The 15062-nt window shown below is 35.4% G+C and carries 13 protein-coding genes, 3 tRNA genes and 2 pseudogenes; 13 read left to right on the forward strand and 5 right to left on the reverse strand.

Translation table 11 applies throughout. The features are described 5' to 3' along the window. Nucleotides 1–363: ASCH domain-containing protein (locus LE180_RS03155; protein WP_374134028.1), on the forward strand; the 363-nt coding region annotated here is incomplete at its 5' end. Between the two features lie 289 nt (nucleotides 364–652). Here LE180_RS03155 and LE180_RS03160 read toward each other — a convergent pair. Continuing rightward, nucleotides 653–1194, reverse strand: a pseudogene (locus tag LE180_RS03160) (KilA-N domain-containing protein); the annotation flags it as partial. 18 nt (nucleotides 1195–1212) lie between these two features. Here LE180_RS03160 and LE180_RS03165 point away from each other — a divergent pair. From LE180_RS03165 to pta, 7 genes and pseudogenes are all read left to right on the forward strand, one after another. After that, entirely contained in the window at nucleotides 1213–1401 is a 189-nt protein-coding gene (locus LE180_RS03165; RefSeq protein ID WP_374134029.1) for a glycosyltransferase, read from the forward strand. A gap of 710 nt (nucleotides 1402–2111) precedes the next feature. After that, on the forward strand, nucleotides 2112–2288 hold the full coding sequence (locus LE180_RS03170) for an integrase core domain-containing protein (RefSeq protein WP_374134030.1): 177 nt from the start codon (nucleotides 2112–2114) through the stop codon (nucleotides 2286–2288). 160 nt (nucleotides 2289–2448) lie between these two features. Further along, entirely contained in the window at nucleotides 2449–3204 is a 756-nt protein-coding gene (gpmA, locus tag LE180_RS03175) for a 2,3-diphosphoglycerate-dependent phosphoglycerate mutase (RefSeq protein ID WP_374134031.1), read from the forward strand. Between the two features lie 28 nt (nucleotides 3205–3232). Beyond that, on the forward strand, nucleotides 3233–4837 hold the full coding sequence (locus tag LE180_RS03180) for an AAA family ATPase (RefSeq protein ID WP_374134032.1): 1605 nt from the start codon (nucleotides 3233–3235) through the stop codon (nucleotides 4835–4837). 229 nt (nucleotides 4838–5066) lie between these two features. Further along, nucleotides 5067–5837 (forward strand): hypothetical protein, encoded by a 771-nt coding sequence (locus tag LE180_RS03185; RefSeq protein WP_374134033.1) that lies wholly within the window; start codon nucleotides 5067–5069, stop codon nucleotides 5835–5837. A gap of 58 nt (nucleotides 5838–5895) precedes the next feature. After that, nucleotides 5896–7479 (forward strand): annotated as a pseudogene (locus LE180_RS03190) (AMP-binding protein). A gap of 52 nt (nucleotides 7480–7531) precedes the next feature. Further along, nucleotides 7532–8533, forward strand: coding sequence for a phosphate acetyltransferase (gene pta / locus LE180_RS03195; RefSeq protein WP_374134034.1), 1002 nt, complete (start codon nucleotides 7532–7534; stop codon nucleotides 8531–8533). 152 nt (nucleotides 8534–8685) lie between these two features. Here pta and LE180_RS03200 read toward each other — a convergent pair whose 3' ends face one another. Then, nucleotides 8686–9516, reverse strand: coding sequence for an MBL fold metallo-hydrolase (locus LE180_RS03200; protein WP_374134035.1), 831 nt, complete (start codon nucleotides 9514–9516; stop codon nucleotides 8686–8688). Continuing rightward, nucleotides 9513–10562: a M42 family metallopeptidase gene (locus LE180_RS03205; RefSeq protein WP_374134036.1), complete on the reverse strand. Its 1050-nt coding sequence runs from the start codon at nucleotides 10560–10562 to the stop codon at nucleotides 9513–9515. The genes LE180_RS03200 and LE180_RS03205 overlap by 4 nt, the downstream gene beginning before the upstream one ends. A 308-nt stretch (nucleotides 10563–10870) precedes the next feature. Between LE180_RS03205 and LE180_RS03210 the strand changes: the two genes are divergently transcribed. Both LE180_RS03210 and LE180_RS03215 read left to right on the forward strand, forming a co-directional pair. Next, complete coding sequence (locus LE180_RS03210; protein WP_374134037.1) at nucleotides 10871–11380, forward strand: DUF4833 domain-containing protein; 510 nt, start codon at nucleotides 10871–10873, stop codon at nucleotides 11378–11380. A 68-nt stretch (nucleotides 11381–11448) separates the two neighbouring features. Continuing rightward, a complete protein-coding gene (locus LE180_RS03215) occupies nucleotides 11449–11808 on the forward strand; it encodes a hypothetical protein (RefSeq protein ID WP_374134038.1) in 360 nt (119 codons plus the stop codon). Between the two features lie 36 nt (nucleotides 11809–11844). Here the strand turns inward: LE180_RS03215 and LE180_RS03220 are convergent, their stop codons facing one another. Continuing rightward, on the reverse strand, nucleotides 11845–13620 hold the full coding sequence (locus LE180_RS03220) for a cation:proton antiporter (protein ID WP_374134039.1): 1776 nt from the start codon (nucleotides 13618–13620) through the stop codon (nucleotides 11845–11847). A gap of 742 nt (nucleotides 13621–14362) precedes the next feature. Between LE180_RS03220 and LE180_RS03225 the strand changes: the two genes are divergently transcribed. The 3 genes from LE180_RS03225 (at nucleotide 14363) to LE180_RS03235 (ending at nucleotide 14635) form a co-directional block, all read left to right on the forward strand. Next, a tRNA-Tyr gene (locus tag LE180_RS03225) sits at nucleotides 14363–14445 on the forward strand. Nucleotides 14446–14458: 13 nt separating this feature from the next. After that, nucleotides 14459–14529 (forward strand) — tRNA-Gly (locus tag LE180_RS03230). Between the two features lie 34 nt (nucleotides 14530–14563). Further along, nucleotides 14564–14635: transfer RNA gene (locus tag LE180_RS03235), tRNA-Thr, on the forward strand. A 140-nt stretch (nucleotides 14636–14775) separates the two neighbouring features. Here LE180_RS03235 and LE180_RS03240 read toward each other — a convergent pair. Then, a partial coding sequence (locus LE180_RS03240) for a tyrosine-type recombinase/integrase (RefSeq protein WP_374134040.1) occupies nucleotides 14776–15062 on the reverse strand: 287 nt, incomplete at its 5' end.

Consider the following 15062-nt stretch of genomic DNA (forward strand, 5'->3'; position numbering starts at 1 on the left):
TTTATTTTATTATCAATAAAGCCTGAATATGTTGAGAAAATCTTTAATAATATCAAAAGATATGAATATAGGCGTATCCTAGCTAAAAATAATGTAGATTTAATAGTCGTTTACTGCACTCATCCCGTAAAGAAAATTGTTGGAGAATTAAAAGTAAAATCGGTTGTGATTAAATCCCCTGTTGCACTATGGAAACTTACGCATCAAAATGCTGGAATTGGCGAAAAAAAGTTTCATAAATATTTTAATGGTAAATCTATTGCTTATGCCTATGAAATAGAACCTGTTAAAAAATACAAAATTCATAAGGATTTAAATGATTTTGGGATATCTTTTCCGCCGCAATCTTTTATGTATATTTAAGTTTTCAAAAATACTTTATTTCATTTATCTGTAATACTAACGGTTGGTTGGGTTTAAGCATAGGCAATATAGTTCAAACCAACTGAATTTGACAGAGTCTGCTAGAATTGCATAGATTGTTTGCCAAATAACAGAGGGACAAATCAACTAAAAAATCTGACTGAGCATTTGTAAATATTGTTAAACAAATAAGTATTTACTCACTTCAACAATTTACTACCTTTAACTTTTTGTAAAATACTCATTTGCTGTATTGCTATTTTGCTGAGTTTTATAAGCCTTTCTTTAACAACACTACATTCAACACGTCAGCTTCATTGGCGTAAATGGTAAAAATTTGACTTGGCGTTAACTCAGTAGAAATAAGATTATGCCTTATAGCATCAGTATGTATACGATAATTGATTTTTGAAAGTTATCTTTTAGCTGATCGAACGAGTAGTTTCTGCTCTTGATCTTTAAGTCTTTGAAATTCTCTTATCAAGTACAATTTAAACTGCGGTGAGACCCAAGAAGTAAACTCAAAAGCTATATCTTTGTGTGCATAAGTCCCACAATATCTACCAGCCTTTGCCATTAGTCATTTTGAGTTGATCTTTTCCACCCACTGCTTCACCGAAAGTATAAATCTATTTAATCCTGCCATATTTTTAATTCCCCCGAATTCATGGGAATTAAAAATATGGCAGGATTATGCATCTCTTCCCATATACCAAGAAATTCTATGGTATTCTTGTTTTTCAACCATTTTTCTATCAGGGACAAACCACTCTCAACATTACGCACCATATTCGTGATAGAAATATAATCCTTCTCATCACATGCTGTTATAGAGTTTTATTACCTAAGTTGCTACTTGATGTAGATAAAATTCTATATACGGATGTTGATGTAATTTTTAATGATGATTTACAGGAATTGGATAAAATCGATGTAAGCAAATATTACGTGGCTGTAGCTAAATACGGTTATTCTCAAAAAAATCTTAAAAGCAAAATATGGGAGCAGTACGGTTTGTTCGATATATACGATAAATGACAGTATGTAAATGCTGGGACTTTGATACTGAATCTTAAAAAAATTAGACAAGACGGCATAGATAAAAAATAGTTTGAGCTTATCAATGAAAATTTTCCGTACCTTAACCAAGATGTAATTAATATATCTTGTGCTGATAATAAGTTGTTATTATCGAACAGTTATAATTCTAATGAGAACAGTTCCAAAATTTTGCATTATGCCGGACGTGATAATAATAAGTACGGAGGCACACCAAAATGCTGGGAGCTTTGGTGGTATTATGCTGGTCGAACTCCATTTGTTAACTGCTTCATGAAAAACGTGATGCAAAAACAACATGAAGATAGATTGAAAGTTTTGCCAAAGTGGGTTAGTAGAGTTTTTTGTTGGTTTATTCTCAAAAAAGAAGCTAGACATCAGTTTCGTAAGAAATATATGGCTGAGTACTGACACAAAAACCTATTTTAAAAGACTTTTTTGGAAGGGTTTTATAATACCGTTTTCTCAAAATTGAAGATTTTTAGAAACTAAATCAGGGAATTAAGTAAACTACAATTTAAACTTTCTAATTTGCAAGGACTGAAAAATCTCAAACACATATTGCACATTTTGAAAATTGGTATAATGAAGTTAACAGCAAAGGTTGGGTCAAAGGTTTGGCTTAAGCCAAACCTTTGGGATTGGTGTAAATTATGCGAGACGCAAAATGCAGTATTACAACAAATTTTATGCGCTTGCACAGACATTGGAATTACCCGCGCTGTCCCAAAAGCAATGCTTTTATTGAGTGTTTTTGCAGGACGGTAAAAGAGCAGTTCGTTTATAGAAATGAAGATTGTTTGGCAAATAAGAAAATTAAAAGATGGCTTTTTTGGTATAATACGCTAAAAGCGACAAGTCTTTAAATTACGAAATGCAACTTCATTGTTCGCAACTACTTTGAATTTCCTAAAATGCGCAATATGTTGTGATGTTCTACGCAAAGTTGTTTGATTTGAGTAAAATATAATATAATACTGCGGTTGGCTGTAACATAAAAACTTAGTTGAGTGGGGGAGGAATGCGATGTGTAAAGTTGTTTTAATCAGGCATGGAGAAAGCGTTTGGAATAAAGAAAATAAATTTACCGGTTGGACAGATGTTGGTTTATCGGAAAAAGGCAACGAAGAAGCATTAAAAGCTGGTGAACAACTTAAAAAAGGCGGTTTCACTTTCGATTTGGCATATACTTCAGTTCTTTCGAGAGCTATTAAGACCCTTTGGAATGTTCTTAATGCGATGGATTTGGTATGGATTCCAGTAATTAAAAATTGGAGACTGAACGAGAGACACTACGGCGCTTTGCAAGGATTAAACAAAGCTGAAACAGCTGAAAAATACGGTGAGGATCAGGTGAAAATATGGAGAAGAAGTTACAATATTCCTCCTATGGCTTTGGATAAAAATGATGAAAGATATCCCGGAAAAGACGCAAGATATGCAGGTTTGCCAAAAGGAGAACTCCCTTTAACAGAATGTTTAAGAGATACTGTGGCAAGAGTTGTGCCTTACTGGGAAAAAGAGGTTATTCCACAGATAAAAGCAGGCAAAAAAATTGTTATAGTAGCGCACGGCAATAGCTTGAGAGCATTGGTTAAATATCTCGATAATATTAGCGATAACGATATAGTGAATTTAAACATACCTACCGCTATGCCTCTTGTTTACGAACTTGATGAGAATTTAAAACCTATAAAAAACTACTACTTGGGAGATCCGGAAGCCGTTAAAAAAGCTATGGAATCAGTAGCAAAGCAAGGCAAAGTAAAGAGTAATCTGTAAAATACCTGTTTTTGGAGGAGCTTCATGAATGATACGCAAGTTTAGGTTTTTCTATCAAAATAACAAAATATGGATTATCATTGGTTCGATTGTACTTTCTCTTATAGTGCTTTCGGTATATGGTATGAGTAAAGTTGAGTCATTTCATAGAGTTATGACACTTGCAACAATACCTATACATCTCCTATTAGCGTTAGCGAGTGCGACAGCTTTTGTTTCTATGTTGACAGTTTTTCAAAAAGGCAGTTTTTCAAGCTTAAAGAAAAATAAAATTAAGACTAAAGATGTAGCGGTTTCGTTTAAAGATGTTATTGGTCTTGAATGCGCAAAAGAAGAAGCTTTAGAAGTTGTGCAGCTTATCAAAGATAGAAAACAATTACAAAAAATAGGCTGTAAAATTATCAAAGGTATTCTTTTAATGGGTCCCCCCGGATGTGGCAAAACGTTGCTTGCCAAAGCAATGGCAACCGAATGTAAAATACCGTTTATTTCAATGGCTGGCAGCGAGTTTGTAGAGATATTTGTTGGAGTGGGAGCAGGTAGGGTAAGAAGTCTTTTTAAAAAAGCAAGAGAATACGCTCGCGCTGAAGGCGCTTGTATAGTATTTATTGATGAAGTTGAAGTTATAGGAAGAGGTAGAACCTTTTCTTACGACGGTGGACAAGAAACAAACAGTACGCAAAACCAGCTTCTTGTGGAAATGGACGGTCTCGACACTCAGAAAAGTAATGTTATTGTTGTAGCCGCTACAAATGCCGACGAAGACGTTTTGGATGAAGCATTGTTAAGACCGGGTCGTTTTGATAGAAAAATTACTATAGATCTTCCAAACCTAAAAGAAAGAAAACAGCTTTTTGATTTTTATTTGAAAAAAGTGAAAGTTGCTTCTGAAGTAAATATAGACAGACTTGCAAAGAAAACTGTATATAGATCACCTGCCGATATTGAAAATATAATAAACGAAGCGGCGTTGATTGCGACGAGAAAACAGAAAAAAGCGCTTGATATGAAAGACTTGTCCGAAGCTATGGATAGAATCGATTTGGGTATGGAAACACATGTAGATATGACACCTAAGGAACTTGAGATGACTGCATACCATGAAGCCGGGCACGCAGTAGCGATGTATATAATGCATCCGACAGACGATGTTTTTAAAGTTACTGTAAAATCTCATCGAGGTTCGCTTGGACTTGTTGCTCATCTCCCTAGGGAAGAACTTCACTGTCCGGATAGGGAAAAATTAATTGCAGATATTGTGGTTTCTCTTGCTGGGTATATGGCTGAAAAAATTAAATACAATACAACAACAGTCGGCGTTTCTTCGGATTTTACTCATGCGATGGCTACAGCGAATTATATGGTGTGGCAAGTTGGCATGGGAGGAAATGGTTTAATTGGCAATTTTTTTATTTTACCCGAGGAAGAGCTGTCTCAAAGTCTGAAGGAAAAACTAAATAACGAAACCATATCGATAATGAAATCATGTTGTTCAAAAACTGAGGAATTTTTAAAGGCAAATTGGGATGCAGTTGATGCTGTAGCCAAAAAACTTGTCATAGATAAGGAATTAGATTTTGATGAGTTTGAAGAAGTAATGAAAACTGTTGGCAAGAAAAAACCTCAAGCGTAATATAGTTAAATCGCTTTAAGTTGAGCTGTTAAGTTTTAACTCCACTTTTTTCAGTGGGTTGTACCAATGTAAAGTTAGTTAACTATGGCTGGATTGCTTCGTCATTTCATCATCGCAAAGACATCGATGGCGCAATTTAAAGCGAAGCGATTTGACTATAGCGCCTGTCTTTTCATTACGTGTTGTTATGTCGTATTTCATAAAATAATGCTAGGAGTATGCGATTATTGTGAAACCTTTAAAAAATATAATGTGTTTACTCATCACCATTCTTTTACTAAATTCTTGTGGAGTAACGTATCCTAAAGAAGATCTTATTTCGGGTTTGGAAAAACTTGTAAAAAAAGAATGCAATCAAGATTCAAAAGCATCTATTGTCGGCAAGACTTTATATTTGGATATGCAGCTTGATGGATTGACATCTAAAGATCGAGAAACGGTTTTGCAGGCAATGCATAAAGTGTTTGTTGCAGCATTTGCGACAGTTAGAGTTATTTTAAGTAGCGATTCAGATATAAAGTATATGGTTACGACAACTTACGATCCGAGCAAGAATACTGTTTTCAGAATAGTTCGTAGTATCGATGATGTAAAAAGTTCTTATTATGGGCGTATATCGCATTCTGATTTTGAATCAAGAAATCTTTTAGAAATAGTGGGACCGTCTGTTGCTGCAACTACGATAGACGACAGACATGATATAACTGAAGGTGAATACGTAGGCAGATTACTTGTCTCTCAGATGAATATGATGTCAAGAACCAATCCTATGTTTGGTGCTTTAATCTCAATGTTGCAGTTGCAGTATGTTGGAATAGACAGTAGAACTTTAATCTTGTTGGTTGCCGAGGCGGCTGTTATTAATGCTCGGGTTGTTCCTACGATTAAAAATATTTTACACGATGAACTTCAAACATATTCAAAAAAGTATAATGATCCTTTTGATGAGATAAAAGTGATTACATTTAAAGGTGAAACTGTAATGAGAGTGTCGTTATAAAGTTAGTTGACCATAAAATCATGACTAAAATATTAAAATTTATAGAAAAGAGAAAATCATGTTAGCGGAAAAATATGTAAAAATTAATTATAAATCTTATGACGATTTTATAGAAAATTGTAAAATCCATGTTACTGAAAACTTCAATTTTGGATTTGATGTTGTTGACGAAATTGCAGATACTAATCCAGATAAAAAAGCCCCATTGTGTGGTGTAATCCCAAAGGAGAAGAAAGAATATTTACTTTTGGGGATATAAAAAAGTAAAGTAGTCGAGCGGCAAATTTTTTCAGTCTTTGGGTATTAAAAAAGGCGATGCTGTAATGATGATTGATGATGTTGAAAAGGCGTTATGAATATTGGCATTGTGCTATTGCGCTTCACAAGCCAGGTGCTTTGATGATTTCGGCAACGCATCTTTTGACTGTAAAAGATATAGAGTATTGAGTAAAAGCTGTTGATGTAAAATTATTATTGCGGTGGCAGACAAACGAATTACAGATGTCGTTAACGAAGTCAGAAAAGATTTGTCCAGTTTTGAAAACGTAATTTCTGTTAACGGTAAGATTGACGGTTAGATTGAATATTCAAAAGAAATTGCAAAATTTTCAGATATTTTTAAAAGACCAACAGACTTACGGACAACTACCGCAAATAATAAATCTTCGTTGTATTTTACATCGGGAACTACTGGCATGCTTAAGATGATTTATCATGATTTTGCATACCCATTGGGTCATATTTTAACCGCAAGATTTTTGCAAAATTTAGATGATAGTAGCTCACATCTTACGGTAGCCAATATGGGTTGGGCTAAAGCTTCTTGGGGCAAATTGTACGGACAGTGGTTATGTGATTCTTGCGTTTTTATTTATGACTATGAAAGATTTGAACCGTATGATTTGATGGAAAAAATAACTAGGTATGGCGTTACTTCGTTTTGCGCTCTGCCGACGATTTATAGACATATAATAAAAGAAAATTTTTCTAAGTACGATTTATCAAAATTAAAAGAAGTTTTTTACAGATTTAAAGAAATGACGGTGCTTGAAATAAAAGAAGGTTTTGGTCAGACTGAGACAGTTATTCTTGCGGCAATTTTTTCGTGGATGAAGGTAAAACAAAACCAGGATCTATTGGTAAACCACCGGCAGGTTGAGATATAGATATTGTTAATCCTTGCGAACGTCAGGAGGGGCATCTTATAATAAGGACAGGAAAACAAAAACCAGCAGGTTTGTTTTTGAACTATTACAACAAGAATGATGATATGACAAAAACGCTTGGAACAATGGCATATATGATACAGGAGATGTATCATACATATAAAGATGAAGAAGGATGCATTTGGTTTGTTGGGCGTTCTGACGACATTATAAAAAGTTCAAGTTATAGAGTTGGGCATTATGAAGTTGAAAGCGCTTTGATGGAACATCCTTGCGTGTTGGAATGTGCAATAACGGGAGTTCCTGATGAAATAAGAGGAGCTGTAATAAAAGCTACCGTAGTTCTTACAAAAGAATATCAGCCAAGCCCCGAGCTTGTAATAAAACTTCAAAATCATGTTAAAAAAATAACGACTCCTTATAAGTATCCTAGAATCATAAAATTTGTAAAAGAGCTTCCAAAAACGATAAGCTGAAAGATTAAAAGAAAAGAAATAAGAGAGACAAGAAATTGATGGGAGAATAAGTATGGGTATTAGAGAACACATTTTAGATTTAGCAAAAAGTGTAAAAGGAAAGGTGATTTTGCCGGAAAGTTTTGATGAAAGAGTATTAAAAGCAGCTCAGATGCTTACAAAAAATGGTATTGCTTCAGTTGTTATGCCCTCTGAAGACATAAAAGAAGTTGAGAAAATTGCTTCCGAAGCCGATATAGATTTAAGCGGTATTGAAATAATATCTATGGATATATCCCTGCTTGATGAAAGTAAAATCAAAGAATTTGTTGACGCGAGAGCAAAAAAAGGAACGATAGAACGGGATGCGTTGGATCTTTTGAAGCATCCTTTGTATTTCTCGATGATGTATTTAAAAAGTGGAAAATGCGATGCATGTGTGAGCGGAGCTGTTTATGATACCGCAGATGTTTTAAGAGCAAGTTTCTACATAATAGGAACTGCTGCAGGAATAAAAGTTGTTTCTTCATATTTTCTTATGATTCCTCCGGAAAATCATCCAATCATAAAAGAACCTATAATGTTTGCAGATTGCGCCGTAAATCCTGATCCCAATGCTCTGGGATTAAAAGACATTGCAATATCCACTGTCGGCAATTTCAAGAAACTTTTCCCTGGAAAAAAGGCAAATGTTTCGATGCTTTCATTTTCAACAAAAGGTAGCGCTGATAGTAAAGTTTTGGCAAAAGTTATAGAAGCGACGAACATCGTAAAAACTTATTTTGCGGGTCAATCAAATGTTAACGTTGACGGGGAACTTCAATTTGATGCTTCCGTTGTTTCGTCAGTAGGCAAGAGAAAAGCTCCGGGTTCTGCGGTCGCGGGAAACGCAAATATTTTGGTTTTCCCTGATTTAAACGCGGGAAATATCGGCTATAAAATTGCTGAAAGATTTGGCGGTTTTCAGGCATTGGGACCTATAATTCAAGGGCTTGCTCTTCCTGTAAGCGATTTGAGCAGAGGTTCTAGCGCAGAAGACATATATCTTATAGCTGCTATAATGCTTTTGAAATAGTAGTTCAGAAGCAGACAACAAAAGTGTATTCACACCAACAATATGTCAACTAGATTGTCTCCGAGAAATCGGCTCCGTTTTACTTGTACTTAACAGAGATTCCCATTTGCATGATAACAGCAAAAAACACGCTGAATAAAACAGCATCAACGTTAATTAGCTGCGATTCTTATCGTTGCGCATTTCTGTTTTCTTTTGGTTGTTAAAATTTTTACGTCGTCAACACCTTTTTTCAAAAGAGTTTCTCTTGTTGTTTGCATAGCAAGCTCGGGAGTGTTGTGATGTTCGCTTATATGGGCAAGAAACACATATTTTAAACTATCTTTGTTTGAAGACAATCTTTTTATTTCACAAACAGCGCCAGCGGCGTCCTCGTTTGACAAATGTCCCCAATCGCTTATTACCCATCGTTTATTATCATAAGGTCTAAAACTATCGTCTAACATCATTCTGTCGTAATTTGATTCTATTACCAGAATATCGCTGTCAACTAAATTTTTTATAATTTTATCGCAAATTTTTCCAGTGTCAGTTACATATCCTACTTTGTATTGTTTCGCATTAGTTACATACGAAAAACTAAACCCTATCGCGCGGGAAATATTTGTGTCTTTGTGATAGACATCAAAATATTTAACGTCAATATCTTTAATCCTAGAATTTTCATAAAAAGTCGCAGTAACGCATTCTTCAAGTTTATTGCCGTATTTTCTGAAAATATCTCTAAAAATATCTTCGTGCAGATAGATAGGAATATTATTTTTACGCAACAGTCCCAAACCTGATGCGCTTATGTGATCCATGTGGGCATGCGTTATAACTACTGCTGTTAAACTTTGAAGGGCTATATCCAAACTGCCGAGATTTTCAACTATATATTTGGCGCTACATCCACAATCGATTAGAATCGCGGTTTTTTCAGTCCATATTACAGAACAATTTCCGCTCGATCCACTTGCAAGAATACAAAAATTTAAACTCAAAGTTCTTTTGCCGCCTTTTCTATTGTTTTAACTGCCAAATCTACTGCAGCATTTATATCTTTCATGTTAAAAACAGAAGTTGGAGCGTGAACATATCTTGTAGGAATGCTTAATATTCCCGTAAGGATTCCATTCCTATTTGTATATACTACAGCTCCATCAGTCATACCGCCGTCAATTATATCTATCTGATAAGGAATTTTATTTTTTTTCGCTGTGTCAACCATAAGTTTGCGCACTTTTTGAGATACTATGGTCCCTCTGCCGGAAGCTTCTATCATTGTTATTGCAACTCCTCCTCCAAGCTTTAATGCAGAAACCTTTTCTTCAATTCCTGGCATATCTCCCGCTGTATTAGTGTCTATTATGAGCGCAAAATCAGGATTGAGTTTAAATGAAGACGTTTTACCTCCCTTTAAACCGACTTCTTCCTGAGTAGTAGCGCATGCGTAAACCTCAGCATCTAAGTTTTTTAGTTGAGAAAGAGTTGCCATAATTTTTGTCATAGCATAGCAGCTTATTCTGTTATCTGCCGCTTTTCCGTAACAAAAATCGCCGTTCAATACGCCCGCGCTAGGTTCAAAAATTATCTGATCGCCGACGTCTAAAACTTTTAATACTTCTTCTTTTGAGGATCTTCCTATATCTATAAACATATTTGTATATTTTATTGGTTGCTTTGCTTCTTCTGCAGTCATCAAATGAGGCGGTTTTGCGCCTATGATTCCTGTTATGTGTTCCCCTTTTTTGTTAATAATTTCTACTATTTTCCCCGGAAGAATAGAATCGTTTATTCCGCCGACTTTAATGAAGTAAATGTATCCTGTTTCAGTGATATTTTTTACAACCATTCCTATTTCGTCCATATGGGCGGCGATCATTATTTTCTTTTTGCCTTTTCCCGTTCTGCCTATAACGTTTCCGAAGTTATCGGTTTCAACGTTGGCGCATACCCTGGAAAGAGCATTTGTCATAATATTTGCAACGTTTTCTTCATATCCGGAAATACCGTCTGACATTAACAAATCTTTTAGCAATTTTTCCATTTTCTCCTCCGCTATAATTTTTTAATCTGGACGAATGTATGAGTATTATACATTTTTTAAAATGGGAAATATCAATAGACTGCGTAAATACCACATCAGGCTTCAACTGCCACCCCTCGACTAAAACATTCGATGGCAGGCTGCTAAGGAAGAATGACTTATTTTTAAAAAAGGAAAGTAAAGACACGGCGGTAAATTCCTCTTTCACTGAAAGGGGTGGTAGCGAAGTTGCTGGGGTATGATGATTTGACAAAGGTATTAATAATTTTTGTATAATGCCGAAAATCTCATAAAAAAGAAAATTTAAAATGAAAAAAGTAAATGTTATTGTATTGTTGTTTATCGGATTGTTATTTGGATATTCGTCTTTGTTCGCACAGTCGATTACTAAAAATCTTTTTAAAATTGAAAGAAATAAAAATGCAAATGTTGTTATGTATGACGTAGTATTAGGCAACGATGGCAGTATAGATAAAACTCATCCCATGGACGTATATTGGTTGATGAATGCGACTGACGGTCAGCGTGAAGAAATTTCTGCGTTTGAAAAAAAAGCCTATGGATATTCTATAACATATAACGATGGCGGATATTATGATTTAGTTTTGAAAGCGATTAAAGACAGACCTATAAAAGTTGTTACGATAGAAGGTGAAATTAAGCCTGAGATAAGAGTAAACGATAAAACGGCATATCTTTCCAAGGTATATGTTTTTGCTAATAATGATTTTATACCCAAAGTACAATATATTATTCTAACGGGAACGGACGTAGATACTGGTGATCAGGTCGCTGAAAAAATCAACAAAAATAAATAGTTTTTAAATGGGAGTAATAAATGTTGTATAACTTGGCGCAGGTGCTTTTCAATGGAAGGTTTTAGCAAATGGCAAACTTGAAATCAGTATTTTATGCAAGCGTAGGACTAGCATTGAGAGGCAAGAAAAAGGTCGAACAAGTTGCAAAGAAATTTGTAAAAGAAAATAAATTGGAAGCTATTGAAGGAAAAAAGTTTATCGATGAAGCTGTAAAACACGCCGAAGCTACAAAAAACGAATTATTCAAGAAAATTAACGAAATGGTAAAAGCAACGGTTGACAAAATAGAGTTAATAACTCATATAAGAAATAACCAATCTAAAAAAAGAAATACGCGGTATTGCAAAAATCTGTGCAACGCTAAGAATGTTTATAAGGTTAAAAATGCAAAAAAGATTGCATCAAACAAAGTAAAAAAACAAAAATAAACAAACAGAAAAACCTTCAAAGCATGATGGCAATTTTTATTTGTGATTTTCGTCGAGAGGTTGAGTGGCAATTTCTAATGTTGTCGCAAGGAGTCTTTGTTGTTCCAGATCGTCAAGCAGTAAAGAAGTTAAAGCTTTTGCAACTTCTTCTTCTTCAAAAGCGATGCCTGATATGCCTATTTGTTTTAAGTTTTCTTTGTGGTCTAGAAAACGAGCTCTTACAAGTATGCGTGTTTTGGGATTTAATGCCGAAGCGATAGAAGCTGCTTCAAGCGTTAAGGGTAAAGAAGGTATTGTAATAATCAAATAGTCAGCGCTTTTAATGCCTGCCGCGAGTAAGATCTCTTTTTTCGATGCATTCCCGTAAATTACAGCTTGTCCCTGCGAACTCAAGCTATTCACCGTATCAATATTCGTTTCAACAATAATTGGGTTTACGCTTTGCTCTATTAGCGCTTTCGTCACTGCTTTACCTGTGGGTCCATAACCTACGATCACAGCTGTTTTTTGTGTAAGATATTCTTCTGTTGGGAGTAAATTTTTTGCTATTTCTTTATTTTTGTTAAATTTTATTCCTTTTCTGTCAGCAAAAAAGTTTAATGTTTTCCATAATTTTGGCTTAGAACGCAGAATTTTTTCTGTTTTAGGCATAGCCTTAAATATCGTCGGATTTAAAGTTATTGATACAATTGCGCATACCACTATTGCATTGTAAACAACGTCATCCGCAAGATTTAAACGTTTTGCTTCCTGTGCCAATATAAAAGAGAATTCTCCAACTTGAGCAAGACCTGCGGCAACTGTCAGGGCTGTTCTTGTAGAATACCCCAACACAGAAACCACAAGTAACGCGGTTAAAGGCTTAATCAATAAAACAATAATGAGACATGTACATATAAGTAGTGGATGCTCCACTACGAATTTTAAATTAAGAAGCATGCCTACAGCGAGAAAAAATAAAACCGCAAAAGCGTCCCTTAAAGGTAGGATATCGGCGCCTGCTTGATGGCTTACCTTGCTCTTTCCGACAACCATACCGCCTAAAAATGCGCCTAAGGCAAATGATGTTTGAAATACAGTGGCGGCAATAATCGCAGTTGCAAAAGCCACAACTAAAACTGTAAGCGTAAAAAGTTCTTGAGAACGTGTTTTTACAATTTTTGACAAAAGCCATGGAACAAAAAATCCACCAACCTTCATCACCAAAATCCATAACATAACAATACGTACTAAAGCAATTCCTACGGCCTTAAGTATTTCTATACTTCCGGCTGTAGCGCTTGAATTGTACAATATCATTGAAATGCTCGGGAGGATAACAAGTATTAACACTGTTAAAATATCTTCTACAACAAGCCATCCTACTGCTACGTGTCCATGTACAGTATTCACTGTATCGTTATCTTCTAAAACCCTTAAAAGGACGACAGTGCTTGCTACAGCCAGTCCGAAACCCAATATTAGGGCTGATTTTAACTCTAGTCCTAGCGATGTGCCAAGCAGTACTCCAAAAATTGTCGCCACTGTACTTTGTACAATTGCACCGGGGATGGCAACACCTTTGACAGCTACAAGATCATCCATCTTAAAATGTAGTCCCACACCAAACATTAAGAGGATAACACCCGCTTCGGAAAGTTGAAATGCCAAACCGTAATCTGCTACAAATATAGGAGAAGCGGGACCTATTAAAAATCCTGCTAAAAGATATCCAACAATAGAAGAAAGTCCTAGCTTTTGCGTTATAAAGCCGAACGTAAGAGCGAGACCAAAACCTATCGCCATAATTTCAAGTAATTGGTAATCGTGCATTTAAAACCGCCTGAAAATCTACAATATTAAGTTAGTTGAATGGGTAACATTATAACATATAATTCGAATTATACGCACCTGTCAAATCATTAAAAAAAGACACATAAGAAGGGATAGAGGCCCTAAACGTAAAAGATAGATATGCGAAGAATGGACAAAGAGATATTTCATAAATGTAATAGATGTAAAATCAAGGGTTGCATTTTCACAAGCGTATACACAAGTGTATAAAAGTTAAGTAGCGCAAATGCAAAAGACTTTTTAGTAAAAATAAACCGAGTAAGTCCGTTTGAAATAAAACATATCCAAACAGATAATGGGTCAAAGTTTTACGGATTGTTTGATGAGGAGTTGAAAGATAAAACAATCGCGCACTTTTGGAATTATCCAAGAAGTCCAAATAGCAATGCTTTTATACTTTCATATGCTAGAACAACTCTTAAACGAATATGACGACGATTTGAACGATGGATATAAATATAATCAACAGTCATTTGATTGATTATTTACTTTAGTATAACATAAAAAGATATCACAAAAATCTTGATTTTGTTTTGCTTTTAGATTTTGCTACAACATAAGATCTTTCAGCTCGCCTTTAGAAAAATCCATTGCGTTACGAGATACTACGGAGGTTTGACAAGGGTGCTAATCTTTTTGTACGATCAGCGGGTCGCTTGTTCCGCGAGTTCTTCTTTCCTTTTGATTGTTACGAAAACCAACAGCATTAGATGTGATAGGGGGGGGTGTGGCAGAGAGGTCTAATGCACCAGACTGTAAATCTGGCGGGCTTGCCCTTCGGTGGTTCAAATCCATCCGCCCCCATGCCAAATTATTTGCGGGAGTAGCATAGTGGTAGTGCTCCAGCCTTCCAAGCTGGTCATGCGGGTTCGATTCCCGTCTCCCGCTTTGAGCTTTTGTATGACTTGTTTTCCGAGAAAGTGCCGAGGTGGCTCAGTGGTAGAGCACCTCCTTGGTAAGGAGGTGGTCGCGGGTTCAATTCCCGCTCTCGGCTATTCCTACACAAAACGAAGAATTCGTCTAAGACTTAAAAATTGTATGCTTGTAGGACGATAAACAGCTCAAATCTCAAACATTCTTGTAGTATCTAAAACGCTATGTAAAAACATAACTCGTTAGCAAAATAATCGCAAATCATTTTAACGTATTTTCTATATCCTTGCCAAAACTTAGATTTGAAATTGTGACTAATTTCTCTTCATCTGTATAGTGGTAATACATTCGTTCTGTCATCGCAATACTTGCATGACCTACTATTTCACTAATCTTTTTTACAGATTGTCCCGAATTAATAAGCGTAGTTATGAATTTATGTCTAAGACTATGAAATGAAAAGTTGTCGCTTAATATTTTTCTTTTATGCTCTGCGTTGATTTTCTTTTTCAGTTTTATAAACATTGATGATAAGACCTTCTCATCAA

The sequence above is a fragment of the Candidatus Endomicrobiellum pyrsonymphae genome, assembly GCF_020328025.1.
Taxonomy (GTDB): domain Bacteria; phylum Elusimicrobiota; class Endomicrobiia; order Endomicrobiales; family Endomicrobiaceae; genus Endomicrobiellum; species Endomicrobiellum pyrsonymphae.